Origin of the sequence: Pseudomonas sp. KBN12P06040 (assembly GCF_037574965.1) — a bacterium.
Taxonomy (GTDB): domain Bacteria; phylum Pseudomonadota; class Gammaproteobacteria; order Pseudomonadales; family Pseudomonadaceae; genus Pseudomonas; species Pseudomonas aeruginosa.
In genome coordinates, this window is record NZ_JBBELS010000001.1 from 748978 (window position 1) to 762802 (window position 13825).

Annotated in this window: 9 protein-coding genes, 6 tRNA genes and 3 rRNA genes; all 18 read left to right on the forward strand. The window is 56.2% G+C overall.

Features of this window, described 5'->3' with window-relative positions; genetic code table 11:
• Window positions 1-155 precede the first annotated feature (155 nt).
• The 18 genes from tyrS (at window position 156) to rplA (ending at window position 13644) form a co-directional block, all read left to right on the forward strand.
• The gene (gene tyrS / locus VQ067_RS03540) at window positions 156-1355 is read left to right on the forward strand and encodes a tyrosine--tRNA ligase (protein ID WP_003113167.1); all 1200 of its coding nucleotides are present in this window, start codon (window positions 156-158) and stop codon (window positions 1353-1355) included.
• A 539-nt stretch (window positions 1356-1894) separates the two neighbouring features.
• Window positions 1895-3430: ribosomal RNA gene (locus tag VQ067_RS03545) — 16S ribosomal RNA — on the forward strand.
• Between the two features lie 64 nt (window positions 3431-3494).
• A tRNA-Ile gene (locus VQ067_RS03550) sits at window positions 3495-3571 on the forward strand.
• A gap of 28 nt (window positions 3572-3599) precedes the next feature.
• A tRNA-Ala gene (locus tag VQ067_RS03555) sits at window positions 3600-3675 on the forward strand.
• A 226-nt stretch (window positions 3676-3901) separates the two neighbouring features.
• Window positions 3902-6792 (forward strand): 23S ribosomal RNA (locus tag VQ067_RS03560).
• A gap of 144 nt (window positions 6793-6936) precedes the next feature.
• A 5S ribosomal RNA gene (gene rrf / locus VQ067_RS03565) occupies window positions 6937-7052 on the forward strand.
• Together the 16S, 23S and 5S rRNA genes with 2 tRNA genes alongside form the textbook arrangement of a ribosomal RNA operon.
• 161 nt (window positions 7053-7213) lie before the next feature.
• Window positions 7214-8152 carry a bifunctional biotin--[acetyl-CoA-carboxylase] ligase/biotin operon repressor BirA gene (gene birA, locus VQ067_RS03570; RefSeq protein ID WP_033991864.1) on the forward strand — a complete coding sequence of 313 codons (939 nt, stop codon included), beginning with the start codon at window positions 7214-7216 and terminating at the stop codon, window positions 8150-8152.
• Entirely contained in the window at window positions 8149-8895 is a 747-nt protein-coding gene (locus VQ067_RS03575; RefSeq protein ID WP_003093768.1) for a pantothenate kinase, read from the forward strand. The genes birA and VQ067_RS03575 overlap by 4 nt, the downstream gene beginning before the upstream one ends.
• An 8-nt stretch (window positions 8896-8903) precedes the next feature.
• Window positions 8904-9608: an SPOR domain-containing protein gene (locus VQ067_RS03580; RefSeq protein WP_003112013.1), complete on the forward strand. Its 705-nt coding sequence runs from the start codon at window positions 8904-8906 to the stop codon at window positions 9606-9608.
• A 147-nt stretch (window positions 9609-9755) separates the two neighbouring features.
• Window positions 9756-9840, forward strand: a tRNA-Tyr gene (locus tag VQ067_RS03585).
• Window positions 9841-9866: 26 nt separating this feature from the next.
• Window positions 9867-9940: transfer RNA gene (locus VQ067_RS03590), tRNA-Gly, on the forward strand.
• Between the two features lie 19 nt (window positions 9941-9959).
• Window positions 9960-10035 (forward strand) — tRNA-Thr (locus VQ067_RS03595).
• 84 nt (window positions 10036-10119) lie between these two features.
• A complete protein-coding gene (gene tuf / locus VQ067_RS03600; protein WP_003115146.1) occupies window positions 10120-11313 on the forward strand; it encodes an elongation factor Tu in 1194 nt (397 codons plus the stop codon).
• 55 nt (window positions 11314-11368) lie between these two features.
• A tRNA-Trp gene (locus tag VQ067_RS03605) sits at window positions 11369-11444 on the forward strand.
• Window positions 11445-11489: 45 nt separating this feature from the next.
• Window positions 11490-11858, forward strand: coding sequence for a preprotein translocase subunit SecE (gene secE, locus VQ067_RS03610; protein ID WP_003108030.1), 369 nt, complete (start codon window positions 11490-11492; stop codon window positions 11856-11858).
• A gap of 9 nt (window positions 11859-11867) precedes the next feature.
• Complete coding sequence (gene nusG / locus VQ067_RS03615) at window positions 11868-12401, forward strand: transcription termination/antitermination protein NusG (protein WP_003108028.1); 534 nt, start codon at window positions 11868-11870, stop codon at window positions 12399-12401.
• 116 nt (window positions 12402-12517) lie between these two features.
• Window positions 12518-12949 carry a 50S ribosomal protein L11 gene (gene rplK / locus VQ067_RS03620; RefSeq protein WP_003093751.1) on the forward strand — a complete coding sequence of 144 codons (432 nt, stop codon included), beginning with the start codon at window positions 12518-12520 and terminating at the stop codon, window positions 12947-12949.
• Window positions 12949-13644 (forward strand): 50S ribosomal protein L1, encoded by a 696-nt coding sequence (gene rplA / locus VQ067_RS03625; protein WP_003093749.1) that lies wholly within the window; start codon window positions 12949-12951, stop codon window positions 13642-13644. The genes rplK and rplA overlap by 1 nt, the downstream gene beginning before the upstream one ends.
• Window positions 13645-13825: the final 181 nt, after the last annotated feature.

The window sequence follows — 13825 nt, forward strand, 5'->3', positions numbered from 1 at the left end:
AACTGCCTAAAATATAACCAAAATCTCCTTGAATCAAGCCAAAAGTCGCGTCTGGCCTGGCTCCGTCCCCCTGACGGTCGGCAAAATTTGTTTTTAGTCTGCGATCTTGTATGGTTGGTTCCCTTTCGATTTTGGCAATTGGGCAGAACCTGTAAATGAAGTCGGTTGAAGAGCAGCTGGCGCTGATCCAGCGCGGTGCAGACGAGATCCTGGTAGAGGCGGAACTGGTGGCCAAGCTGAAGCGTGGCCAGCCCTTGCGGATCAAGGCCGGCTTCGACCCGACCGCTCCCGATCTGCATCTTGGCCATACCGTGCTTATTAATAAGCTGCGCCAGTTCCAGGACCTGGGGCATCAGGTGATCTTCCTCATCGGTGACTTCACTGGGATGATCGGTGACCCCAGTGGGAAAAGTGTTACCCGTCCTCCCCTGACGCGCGAGCAGGTTCTGGAGAATGCGGAGACGTACAAGTCCCAGGTCTTCAAGATCCTCGACCCGGCCAAGACCGAAGTGGCCTTCAATTCCACCTGGATGGACCAGTTGACCCCGGCTGACTTCATTCGTCTTGCCTCTCAATACACCGTTGCGCGGATGCTGGAGCGCGATGACTTTAGCAAGCGCTATGCCAGCAATCAGCCCATCGCTATCCATGAGTTCCTCTATCCGCTGGTTCAGGGCTATGACTCCGTCGCGCTGAAGGCGGACGTCGAGTTGGGTGGCACCGACCAAAAGTTCAACCTGCTGATGGGGCGCGAGCTGCAGCGTGCCTATGGTCAGGAGGCCCAGGTGATCCTGACCATGCCGTTGCTGGAAGGGCTGGATGGCGTGAAGAAGATGTCCAAGTCGCTGGGCAACTATATTGGTATCCAGGAAGCGCCGGGTGTCATGTACAGCAAGCTGGTCTCCATTCCTGACACGCTGATGTGGCGTTACTTCGAACTGCTCAGCTTCCGTTCCCTAGATGAGATCGATAGCTTCCGCAAGGACGTCGAGGCGGGCGCCAACCCGCGTGACATCAAGATCAAGCTGGCCGAGGAGATCGTCGCCCGCTTCCATGGCGAGGAGGCGGCGGCGAGCGCACACAAGTCGGCCGGCAATCGCCTGAAGGAGGGCGAGCTGCCGGAAGACCTGCCGGAGATCGAGCTGTCGTCCCCCGAGGATATGCCCGTTGCCTCTGTCCTTAATAAGGCGGGGTTGGTGAAGAATGCGGCTGCGGCTCGCGATCTCCTGGGTGCCGGCAGCGTCAAGGTGGATGGGCAGGTCGTCGACCGCACCTTCATGCTGGCGCTGGGTGAAACCCGTGTGTTCCAGGCGGGGAAGAAGGCTTTCGCGCGCATCACGCTGAAAGCTGAATAATTCTTTCAAATAAGTGTTGACGCCAGTTTCTATCTCCCTATAATGCGCACCACTCCCGGCGACGACGAAGAGTAAATGCTTGAAAATCAAGGATTTACGGATTCTCTCCCAGGAGTGGTGAAGCGCTCCGGCAGGTTGTTCGCCGCAGCGGTTCGGTCCCGAAAGGGGATCGAAACGAAGCTTCACCGAGGTGCTTGACAGCGAATTTGAACGCTGTAGAATGCGCCTCCCGCTGATCGGAAGATAGTTTGAAGGTCGGCGCAAGCGGTTGAGTAGAAAAGAAAATTTTCGAAAATAACGCTTGACGGAAAGAGAGGTTGCTGTAGAATGCGCGGCCTTGGTTGAGACGAAAGCCTTGATCAACTGCTCTTTAACAAGTCGAATCAAGCAATTCGTGTGGGTGCTTGTGATGTAAGACTGGTGATCGCAAGATTATCAGCAACGCAAGTAACACTCGTGAATTCGAGAGTTTTATCTCTTTTTAAGAGAATGCGATTGCTGAGCCAAGTTTAGGGTTTTCTCAAAACCCAAGCAGTATTGAACTGAAGAGTTTGATCATGGCTCAGATTGAACGCTGGCGGCAGGCCTAACACATGCAAGTCGAGCGGATGAAGGGAGCTTGCTCCTGGATTCAGCGGCGGACGGGTGAGTAATGCCTAGGAATCTGCCTGGTAGTGGGGGATAACGTCCGGAAACGGGCGCTAATACCGCATACGTCCTGAGGGAGAAAGTGGGGGATCTTCGGACCTCACGCTATCAGATGAGCCTAGGTCGGATTAGCTAGTTGGTGGGGTAAAGGCCTACCAAGGCGACGATCCGTAACTGGTCTGAGAGGATGATCAGTCACACTGGAACTGAGACACGGTCCAGACTCCTACGGGAGGCAGCAGTGGGGAATATTGGACAATGGGCGAAAGCCTGATCCAGCCATGCCGCGTGTGTGAAGAAGGTCTTCGGATTGTAAAGCACTTTAAGTTGGGAGGAAGGGCAGTAAGTTAATACCTTGCTGTTTTGACGTTACCAACAGAATAAGCACCGGCTAACTTCGTGCCAGCAGCCGCGGTAATACGAAGGGTGCAAGCGTTAATCGGAATTACTGGGCGTAAAGCGCGCGTAGGTGGTTCAGCAAGTTGGATGTGAAATCCCCGGGCTCAACCTGGGAACTGCATCCAAAACTACTGAGCTAGAGTACGGTAGAGGGTGGTGGAATTTCCTGTGTAGCGGTGAAATGCGTAGATATAGGAAGGAACACCAGTGGCGAAGGCGACCACCTGGACTGATACTGACACTGAGGTGCGAAAGCGTGGGGAGCAAACAGGATTAGATACCCTGGTAGTCCACGCCGTAAACGATGTCGACTAGCCGTTGGGATCCTTGAGATCTTAGTGGCGCAGCTAACGCGATAAGTCGACCGCCTGGGGAGTACGGCCGCAAGGTTAAAACTCAAATGAATTGACGGGGGCCCGCACAAGCGGTGGAGCATGTGGTTTAATTCGAAGCAACGCGAAGAACCTTACCTGGCCTTGACATGCTGAGAACTTTCCAGAGATGGATTGGTGCCTTCGGGAACTCAGACACAGGTGCTGCATGGCTGTCGTCAGCTCGTGTCGTGAGATGTTGGGTTAAGTCCCGTAACGAGCGCAACCCTTGTCCTTAGTTACCAGCACCTCGGGTGGGCACTCTAAGGAGACTGCCGGTGACAAACCGGAGGAAGGTGGGGATGACGTCAAGTCATCATGGCCCTTACGGCCAGGGCTACACACGTGCTACAATGGTCGGTACAAAGGGTTGCCAAGCCGCGAGGTGGAGCTAATCCCATAAAACCGATCGTAGTCCGGATCGCAGTCTGCAACTCGACTGCGTGAAGTCGGAATCGCTAGTAATCGTGAATCAGAATGTCACGGTGAATACGTTCCCGGGCCTTGTACACACCGCCCGTCACACCATGGGAGTGGGTTGCTCCAGAAGTAGCTAGTCTAACCGCAAGGGGGACGGTTACCACGGAGTGATTCATGACTGGGGTGAAGTCGTAACAAGGTAGCCGTAGGGGAACCTGCGGCTGGATCACCTCCTTAATCGAAGATCTCAGCTTCTTCATAAGCTCCCACACGAATTGCTTGATTCACTGGTTAGACGATTGGGTCTGTAGCTCAGTTGGTTAGAGCGCACCCCTGATAAGGGTGAGGTCGGCAGTTCGAATCTGCCCAGACCCACCAATTGTTGGTGTGCTGCGTGATCCGATACGGGGCCATAGCTCAGCTGGGAGAGCGCCTGCTTTGCACGCAGGAGGTCAGGAGTTCGATCCTCCTTGGCTCCACCATCTAAAACAATCGTCGAAAGCTCAGAAATGAATGTTCGTGAATGAACATTGATTTCTGGTCTTTGCACCAGAACTGTTCTTTAAAAATTCGGGTATGTGATAGAAGTAAGACTGAATGATCTCTTTCACTGGTGATCATTCAAGTCAAGGTAAAATTTGCGAGTTCAAGCGCGAATTTTCGGCGAATGTCGTCTTCACAGTATAACCAGATTGCTTGGGGTTATATGGTCAAGTGAAGAAGCGCATACGGTGGATGCCTTGGCAGTCAGAGGCGATGAAAGACGTGGTAGCCTGCGAAAAGCTTCGGGGAGTCGGCAAACAGACTTTGATCCGGAGATCTCTGAATGGGGGAACCCACCTAGGATAACCTAGGTATCTTGTACTGAATCCATAGGTGCAAGAGGCGAACCAGGGGAACTGAAACATCTAAGTACCCTGAGGAAAAGAAATCAACCGAGATTCCCTTAGTAGTGGCGAGCGAACGGGGATTAGCCCTTAAGCTTCATTGATTTTAGCGGAACGCTCTGGAAAGTGCGGCCATAGTGGGTGATAGCCCCGTACGCGAAAGGATCTTTGAAGTGAAATCGAGTAGGACGGAGCACGAGAAACTTTGTCTGAACATGGGGGGACCATCCTCCAAGGCTAAATACTACTGACTGACCGATAGTGAACCAGTACCGTGAGGGAAAGGCGAAAAGAACCCCGGAGAGGGGAGTGAAATAGAACCTGAAACCGTATGCGTACAAGCAGTGGGAGCCTACTTGTTAGGTGACTGCGTACCTTTTGTATAATGGGTCAGCGACTTATATTCAGTGGCAAGCTTAACCGTATAGGGTAGGCGTAGCGAAAGCGAGTCTTAATAGGGCGTTTAGTCGCTGGGTATAGACCCGAAACCGGGCGATCTATCCATGAGCAGGTTGAAGGTTAGGTAACACTGACTGGAGGACCGAACCCACTCCCGTTGAAAAGGTAGGGGATGACTTGTGGATCGGAGTGAAAGGCTAATCAAGCTCGGAGATAGCTGGTTCTCCTCGAAAGCTATTTAGGTAGCGCCTCATGTATCACTCTGGGGGGTAGAGCACTGTTTCGGCTAGGGGGTCATCCCGACTTACCAAACCGATGCAAACTCCGAATACCCAGAAGTGCCGAGCATGGGAGACACACGGCGGGTGCTAACGTCCGTCGTGAAAAGGGAAACAACCCAGACCGCCAGCTAAGGTCCCAAAGTTGTGGTTAAGTGGTAAACGATGTGGGAAGGCTTAGACAGCTAGGAGGTTGGCTTAGAAGCAGCCACCCTTTAAAGAAAGCGTAATAGCTCACTAGTCGAGTCGGCCTGCGCGGAAGATGTAACGGGGCTCAAACCACACACCGAAGCTGCGGGTGTCACGCAAGTGACGCGGTAGAGGAGCGTTCTGTAAGCCTGTGAAGGTGAGTTGAGAAGCTTGCTGGAGGTATCAGAAGTGCGAATGCTGACATGAGTAACGACAATGGGTGTGAAAAACACCCACGCCGAAAGACCAAGGGTTCCTGCGCAACGTTAATCGACGCAGGGTTAGTCGGTTCCTAAGGCGAGGCTGAAAAGCGTAGTCGATGGGAAACAGGTTAATATTCCTGTACTTCTGGTTACTGCGATGGAGGGACGGAGAAGGCTAGGCCAGCTTGGCGTTGGTTGTCCAAGTTTAAGGTGGTAGGCTGAAATCTTAGGTAAATCCGGGGTTTCAAGGCCGAGAGCTGATGACGAGTCGTCTTTTAGATGACGAAGTGGTTGATGCCATGCTTCCAAGAAAAGCTTCTAAGCTTCAGGTAACCAGGAACCGTACCCCAAACCGACACAGGTGGTCGGGTAGAGAATACCAAGGCGCTTGAGAGAACTCGGGTGAAGGAACTAGGCAAAATGGCACCGTAACTTCGGGAGAAGGTGCGCCGGCTAGGGTGAAGGATTTACTCCGTAAGCCCTGGCTGGTCGAAGATACCAGGCCGCTGCGACTGTTTATTAAAAACACAGCACTCTGCAAACACGAAAGTGGACGTATAGGGTGTGACGCCTGCCCGGTGCCGGAAGGTTAATTGATGGGGTTAGCGCAAGCGAAGCTCTTGATCGAAGCCCCGGTAAACGGCGGCCGTAACTATAACGGTCCTAAGGTAGCGAAATTCCTTGTCGGGTAAGTTCCGACCTGCACGAATGGCGTAACGATGGCGGCGCTGTCTCCACCCGAGACTCAGTGAAATTGAAATCGCTGTGAAGATGCAGTGTATCCGCGGCTAGACGGAAAGACCCCGTGAACCTTTACTGTAGCTTTGCACTGGACTTTGAGCCTGCTTGTGTAGGATAGGTGGGAGGCTTTGAAGCGTGGACGCCAGTTCGCGTGGAGCCATCCTTGAAATACCACCCTGGCATGCTTGAGGTTCTAACTCTGGTCCGTGATCCGGATCGAGGACAGTGTATGGTGGGCAGTTTGACTGGGGCGGTCTCCTCCTAAAGAGTAACGGAGGAGTACGAAGGTGCGCTCAGACCGGTCGGAAATCGGTCGCAGAGTATAAAGGCAAAAGCGCGCTTGACTGCGAGACAGACACGTCGAGCAGGTACGAAAGTAGGTCTTAGTGATCCGGTGGTTCTGTATGGAAGGGCCATCGCTCAACGGATAAAAGGTACTCCGGGGATAACAGGCTGATACCGCCCAAGAGTTCATATCGACGGCGGTGTTTGGCACCTCGATGTCGGCTCATCACATCCTGGGGCTGAAGCCGGTCCCAAGGGTATGGCTGTTCGCCATTTAAAGTGGTACGCGAGCTGGGTTTAGAACGTCGTGAGACAGTTCGGTCCCTATCTGCCGTGGACGTTTGAGATTTGAGAGGGGCTGCTCCTAGTACGAGAGGACCGGAGTGGACGAACCTCTGGTGTTCCGGTTGTCACGCCAGTGGCATTGCCGGGTAGCTATGTTCGGAAAAGATAACCGCTGAAAGCATCTAAGCGGGAAACTTGCCTCAAGATGAGATCTCACTGGGAACTTGATTCCCCTGAAGGGCCGTCGAAGACTACGACGTTGATAGGCTGGGTGTGTAAGCGTTGTGAGGCGTTGAGCTAACCAGTACTAATTGCCCGTGAGGCTTGACCATATAACACCCAAACAATCTGACGATTGTGTGTTGTAAGGTGAAGTCGACGAACCGAAAGTTCGCATGAACCGCAAAACACCTTGAAATCACATACCTGAATCCGGATAGACGTAAGCCCAAGCGAACGGATATCCAACCGAATTGCTTGACGATCATAGAGCGTTGGAACCACCTGATCCCTTCCCGAACTCAGAAGTGAAACGACGCATCGCCGATGGTAGTGTGGGGTCTCCCCATGTGAGAGTAGGTCATCGTCAAGCTCCTATCCCAAAACCCCTGGTCAGTGATGACCAGGGGTTTTGCTTTTGCGCGCGGAAAAGTCTGCGAAAATCCGGGGAAAAGGCAGCTATACGGCAGGGCTTTTCGTAGGCAAAGCGCAAGTGCCTCTATATGATGCGTGCCTGGCTAGTGTGGGGCGTCTATGCAGACCTTGCTGAAACTACTTCAAGACGGGCGATTCCACTCCGGTGAGGAGTTGGGGGCGGTACTGGGCATCAGTCGCAGTGCAGTCTGGAAACGCTTGCAGCACCTGGAGGCTGAACATGGCCTGCAGTTCCACAAGGTGCGTGGCCGGGGTTACCGCCTGGCGAGTCCCCTCAGTCTCCTGGATCCGCGGAAGATCGACAGCCTCTGGCCTGTCGAGATCATGCCCACCGTCGATTCAACCAATAGCGAGGCCATGCGCAGGCTCGCGGCTGGAGCCTCGACGCCTTTCGTTATCGTCGCCGAGCAGCAGACTGCCGGGCGTGGACGTCGCGGCCGAGCCTGGGTCAGTCCCTATGGAGAGAACCTCTATTATTCTCTGGCCATTACTGTCAGGGGGGGCGCTCGGGAGCTCGAAGGGTTGAGCTTGGTTGTCGGTCTCGCGGTGCTCCGGGCCCTGGAGTCCTTGGACGTCCGGGACGCCGGGTTGAAGTGGCCGAACGACGTTCTGCAGGGAGGCAAGAAGATCGCCGGAATTCTCCTGGAGCTGAGTGGCGACCCCGCGGATCTGTGTCATGTCGTTATCGGCATAGGGATCAACGTCAACATGAAGACCGCCACTGATATCGGCCAGCCTTGGACCTCCCTGCGCGAAGCGCTGGGGGAACTGGTGGATCGTTCGCGGCTGCTTTCTGCTCTCAATCGGCAGTTGGCCGATTATCTCGATAGGCATTCGCGCGAAGGCTTTGCTGCAAGTCGCGAGGAGTGGGAGTCCTGCAATCTCTGGCAGGGTGCCCAGGTCATTCTCTCGACTGCCCTGAGTTCCATCGAGGGTCGTGTGCTGGGTGTCGATAGCCGAGGAGCGCTGCGTCTCGAGGTGGATGGCGTGGAGCAGAGGTTCAGTGGAGGGGAGCTTAGTTTGAGGTTGCGTCAATGATTCTTGAGCTCGACTGTGGAAACTCGCTGATCAAGTGGCGGGTCATCGAGGGCGCGGCACGGTCGGTCGCCGGTGGCCTTGCGGAGTCCGATGATGCCCTGGTCGAACAGTTAACATCGCAGCAAGCGCTGCCAGTGCGAGCCTGTCGCCTGGTGAGCGTTCGCAGCGAGCAGGAAACCTCGCAACTGGTCGCACGGTTGGAGCAGCTGTTCCCGGTTTCGGCGCTGGTTGCATCATCCGGCAAGCAGTTGGCGGGAGTGCGCAACGGCTATCTCGACTACCAGCGCCTGGGGCTCGACCGCTGGTTGGCCCTCGTCGCGGCTCATCACCTGGCTAAGAAGGCCTGCCTGGTCATTGATCTGGGGACCGCGGTCACCTCTGACCTGGTCGCGGCGGATGGAGTGCATCTGGGGGGCTACATATGCCCGGGCATGACCCTGATGAGAAGCCAGTTGCGCACCCATACCCGACGTATCCGCTACGACGATGCAGAGGCCCGGCGGGCGCTTGCCAGTCTCCAGCCAGGGCAGGCCACGGCCGAGGCGGTTGAGCGGGGTTGTCTGCTCATGCTCAGGGGGTTCGTTCGTGAGCAGTACGCCATGGCGTGCGAGCTGCTCGGTCCGGATTGTGAAATATTCCTGACGGGTGGGGATGCCGAACTGGTTCGCGACGAACTGGCTGGCGCCCGGATCATGCCGGACCTGGTTTTCGTAGGGCTGGCACTGGCTTGCCCGATTGAGTGAGAGGATCTATGCGCTGGTTCTTCCTGTTTCTCCTGGCCCTGAACGTCTTCTACTACGTCTGGCACCAGCAGCAATCCCCGCTACGGGCCAAGGAAATCGCACCGCTGGAACTCTATAAGGATGGGCAGAAGAACATTCTGCTGTTGGCCGAGAGCAACCTTGCTTCCAGGGCGCGCTCGGGATCGCAGGTGCCGGCGCCGAGTGTGCCTCCGGCTGCCGAAGAGTCGATCGCATCGGAGTCCGCCTGTCTCTATCTTGGCGGAGGCGGTGAGGAGGCGGATGCCCGAAGGTTGCAGCAGCGCCTGCTGGGTCTGGATATCGAGGCGGAGGTCGAGGCCCGTGGGGAGATGAGCGTCGATTACTGGGTCTATCTTCCTCCGCTAGCCTCGCGGGAGGCTGCGCTTCGTCAGTTGAAGGAGCTTCAGGCGCGCAATATCGACAGCTACCTGATTGGCGAGGGAGTGCTGGCCAATGGCATTTCTTTGGGGATGTTTTCCGCGCGGGATTCGGCTGAAAGTGCGCAGGTGCGTCTCAAGACGGCAGGTTACGAGGCGGAGCTGAAGGAATTGCCCCGCGGGCAGCGTGATTTCTGGGTAAGGGTGGCCCCCGGCAGCCGGCGCCTGGTGGATGAGCAACTGCTCCAGGAGCTGGCTCGGGACTTCAAGGGATTGCAGCATCAAATAATGTCGTGCAAAGGTGTTGCATCCCCCTGATGGTTTGCATAGAATGGCGCCCGCTTCGCAGGGGGAAGGCTGAAAGACTCCTACCATGAAGTTGCTGTTGAAACCTAAGTTCAGGTTTTTTAAGAGAAAACTCTTGACAGCAAGGTGGCAGACGTAGAGAATGCCGCCCACCAGTTTGGAGGGATTCCCGAGTGGCCAAAGGGATCAGACTGTAAATCTGACGTCATAGACTTCGAAGGTTCGAATCCTTCTCCCTCCACCAGTTTAAAAGCGTGAGCTTCGGGCTCCGCGGGTATAGTTCAGTGGTAGAACCTCAGCCTTCCAAGCTGATGATGCGGGTTCGATTCCCGCTACCCGCTCCAGTCAAGTTGCTTGTGTTTCGCTCATGTAGCTCAGTTGGTAGAGCACACCCTTGGTAAGGGTGAGGTCAGCGGTTCAAATCCGCTCATGAGCTCCATTTATCCAGGGGCAGATATGAAAATATCTGCCCTTGTTCTAATGGTAGCGTGATCCGCTCAATTCCTTGAAGGGGATGGTCTCCATGGCTAAAGAAAAATTTGAACGGAACAAGCCGCACGTCAACGTCGGCACCATCGGTCACGTTGACCATGGCAAGACCACTCTGACCGCTGCACTGACCAAGGTCTGCTCCGACACCTGGGGTGGTTCCGCTCGTGCTTTCGATCAGATCGACAACGCGCCGGAAGAAAAGGCCCGCGGTATCACCATCAACACCTCGCACGTTGAATACGATTCCGCTGTTCGTCACTACGCTCACGTTGACTGCCCCGGTCACGCCGACTACGTGAAGAACATGATCACCGGTGCTGCCCAGATGGACGGCGCGATCCTGGTTTGCTCGGCTGCCGACGGCCCCATGCCGCAGACCCGCGAGCACATCCTGCTGTCCCGCCAGGTAGGCGTTCCCTACATCGTCGTGTTCCTGAACAAGGCCGACATGGTCGACGACGCCGAGCTGCTGGAACTGGTCGAGATGGAAGTTCGCGATCTGCTGAACACCTACGACTTCCCGGGCGACGACACTCCGATCATCATCGGTTCCGCGCTGATGGCGCTGGAAGGCAAGGATGACAACGGCATCGGCGTAAGTGCCGTGCAGAAGCTGGTAGAGACCCTGGATTCCTACATTCCGGAGCCGGTTCGTGCCATCGACCAGCCGTTCCTGATGCCGATCGAAGACGTGTTCTCGATCTCCGGCCGCGGTACCGTGGTAACCGGTCGTGTAGAGCGCGGCATCATCAAGGTCCAGGAAGAAGTGGAAATCGTCGGCATCAAGGCGACCACCAAGACCACCTGCACCGGCGTTGAAATGTTCCGCAAGCTGCTCGACGAAGGTCGTGCTGGTGAGAACGTTGGTATCCTGCTGCGCGGCACCAAGCGTGAAGACGTAGAGCGTGGCCAGGTTCTGGCCAAGCCGGGCACCATCAAGCCGCACACCAAGTTCGAGTGCGAAGTGTACGTGCTGTCCAAGGAAGAAGGTGGTCGTCACACCCCGTTCTTCAAGGGCTACCGTCCGCAGTTCTACTTCCGTACCACCGACGTGACCGGTAACTGCGAACTGCCGGAAGGCGTAGAGATGGTAATGCCGGGCGACAACATCAAGATGGTTGTCACCCTGATCGCTCCGATCGCCATGGAAGATGGCCTGCGCTTCGCGATCCGCGAAGGCGGCCGTACCGTTGGCGCCGGCGTGGTTGCCAAGATCATCGAATAATATCGGTTGATCTTCCCCTCTCAGGCCGGCATAATGGTCGGCCTGATTTTGCTTCAGGCCAGTAGCTCAATTGGCAGAGCGGCGGTCTCCAAAACCGCAGGTTGGGGGTTCGATTCCCTCCTGGCCTGCCAGATTTCCCAAGTAAATCTGGCTTTTCTTCACGAGATTCCTAACAGATGAATGCCAAGGCAGAAGCCAAAGAATCACGTTTTGATCTCTTGAAATGGCTCTTGGTTGCCGTTCTGGTTGTGGTTGCCGTTGTGGGCAATCAGTACTTTTCGGCTCAACCAATCCTGTATCGCGTTCTCGGTATTCTCGTTCTGGCGGTGATCGCTGCCTTCCTGGCTCTGCAAACGGCCAAGGGGCAGGCCTTCTTTAGTCTTGCTAAGGAAGCGCGCGTCGAGATTCGCAAGGTCGTATGGCCGAGTCGTCAAGAAACAACTCAGACCACTCTGATCGTGGTCGCGGTAGTGCTGGTAATGGCGCTGCTGCTGTGGGGGCTCGATTCCCTGCTGGGTTGGTTGGTTTCCATGATTGTAGGTTAAGGGTGCGCCGTGGCTAAGCGTTGGTACGTTGTGCATGCATACTCGGGCTACGAGAAGCATGTCATGCGCTCGCTGATCGAGCGTGTCAAGCTTGCTGGCATGGAAGAAGAGTTCGGCGAGATTCTGGTTCCCACCGAGGAAGTGGTGGAGATGCGGAACGGCCAGAAGCGCAAGAGCGAGCGCAAATTCTTCCCTGGCTATGTGCTGGTTCAGATGGAAATGAACGAAGGTACCTGGCACCTGGTGAAGGATACCCCGCGCGTCATGGGCTTCATCGGCGGGACTGCCGACAAGCCGGCTCCGATCACCGATCGTGAGGCTGATGCAATCCTGCGTCGCGTGGCCGATAGCGGCGACAAGCCCAAGCCGAAGACCCTGTTCGAGCCGGGCGAGACCGTTCGTGTCATCGATGGTCCTTTCGCCGACTTCAATGGTGTCGTCGAAGAAGTTAACTACGAGAAGAGCCGGATCCAAGTGGCCGTGCTCATCTTTGGCCGCTCTACCCCGGTGGAGCTGGAGTTCAGTCAGGTCGAAAAGGTCTAGCTGAAAACGCATCCCTCACCCCGCAGCCCAAGGCTGCGGGGTTTTGTCGTCACTGGGATAAACGCGAAAGCAACCGGGGAGCCTTCAGGCGCTTGTACCCGAATTTGGAGTAGCAAATGGCTAAGAAAATCCAGGCTTATATCAAGCTGCAAGTAAAGGCCGGTCAGGCCAACCCGTCGCCGCCGGTCGGCCCTGCCCTGGGTCAGCACGGCGTGAACATCATGGAATTCTGCAAGGCGTTCAACGCCAAGACCCAAGGCCAAGAGCCGGGCCTGCCGACTCCTGTGATCATCACCGTTTACAGCGACCGTAGCTTCACCTTCGAAACCAAGAGCACCCCGGCTGCCGTCCTGCTGAAAAAAGCAGCTGGCATCACCAGCGGCTCCGCTCGTCCGAACTCCCAGAAAGTCGGCACCGTTACCCGTGCCCAGCTGGAAGAGATCGCCAAGACCAAGCAGGCTGACCTGACCGCTGCTGATCTGGACGCTGCTGTACGTACCATCGCTGGCTCCGCGCGCAGCATGGGCCTGAACGTGGAGGGTGTGTAATGGCTAAGCTGACCAAGCGCCAGAAGGCGATTGCCGAGAAAGTAGTTGCCGGCAAGCAGTACAGCTTCGAAGAGGCCGCCAAGCTGCTGGCCGAGCTGTCCACCATCAAGTTCAAGGAGTCCGTGGACGTTGCCGTGAACCTTGGCGTCGATCCGCGTAAATCCGACCAGGTCGTTCGTGGTGCCACCGTCCTGCCGAACGGCACCGGCAAGAGCGTCCGCGTTGCCGTCTTCACCCAGGGTCCGGCTGCCGAAGCCGCTCTGGCTGCCGGCGCCGACAAGGTGGGCATGGACGAGCTGGCTGCCGAAATGAAAGGCGGCGACCTGAACTACGACGTCGTCATCGCTTCCCCGGATGCCATGCGTGTCGTCGGTCAGCTGGGCCAGATCCTCGGCCCGCGTGGTCTGATGCCGAACCCGAAAGTCGGCACCGTGACTCCGGACGTCGCTACCGCCGTGAAGAATGCCAAAGCTGGTCAGGTACGTTTCCGTACCGACAAGAACGGCATCATCCACAGCTCCGTCGGTAAGGTCGATTTCGAACCGGCCAAGCTGCAGCAGAACGTTGAAGCACTGCTGGCTGACCTGAAGCGCCTGAAGCCGTCCTCGTCGAAAGGCGTGTACGTCAAGCGCGTGACCCTGAGCACCACCATGGGTCCGGGCCTGCAGATCGACCTGGCTTCCCTGGAAGCCTAAGTGAAATCGTGCAGCGGGTTCTGCCCGCTGCACAGGTATTGGGGTCCCTGCCTGGCGGGGGCTATCCAAGACCGTAGGTGGCGCAAGCCTTAAACCACAAGCCTACGCAGATGGTGCTCCCGATTCGGTTACCGAATCAGACACCAAAACGACGTCCGGCCCCGGCTGGACGAAACGGTAA

Excerpts from the sequence above, each read along its gene's own strand:
- tyrS (WP_003113167.1), top strand. The coding sequence starts at position 156 with ATGAAGTCGGTTGAAGAGCAGCTGGCGCTGATCCAGCGCGGTGCAGAC.
- birA (WP_033991864.1), top strand. The coding sequence starts at position 7,214 with ATGCAGACCTTGCTGAAACTACTTCAAGACGGGCGATTCCACTCCGGT.
- VQ067_RS03575 (WP_003093768.1), top strand. The coding sequence starts at position 8,149 with ATGATTCTTGAGCTCGACTGTGGAAACTCGCTGATCAAGTGGCGGGTC.
- VQ067_RS03580 (WP_003112013.1), top strand. The coding sequence starts at position 8,904 with ATGCGCTGGTTCTTCCTGTTTCTCCTGGCCCTGAACGTCTTCTACTAC.
- tuf (WP_003115146.1), top strand. The coding sequence starts at position 10,120 with ATGGCTAAAGAAAAATTTGAACGGAACAAGCCGCACGTCAACGTCGGC.
- secE (WP_003108030.1), top strand. The coding sequence starts at position 11,490 with ATGAATGCCAAGGCAGAAGCCAAAGAATCACGTTTTGATCTCTTGAAA.
- rplK (WP_003093751.1), top strand. The coding sequence starts at position 12,518 with ATGGCTAAGAAAATCCAGGCTTATATCAAGCTGCAAGTAAAGGCCGGT.
- rplA (WP_003093749.1), top strand. The coding sequence starts at position 12,949 with ATGGCTAAGCTGACCAAGCGCCAGAAGGCGATTGCCGAGAAAGTAGTT.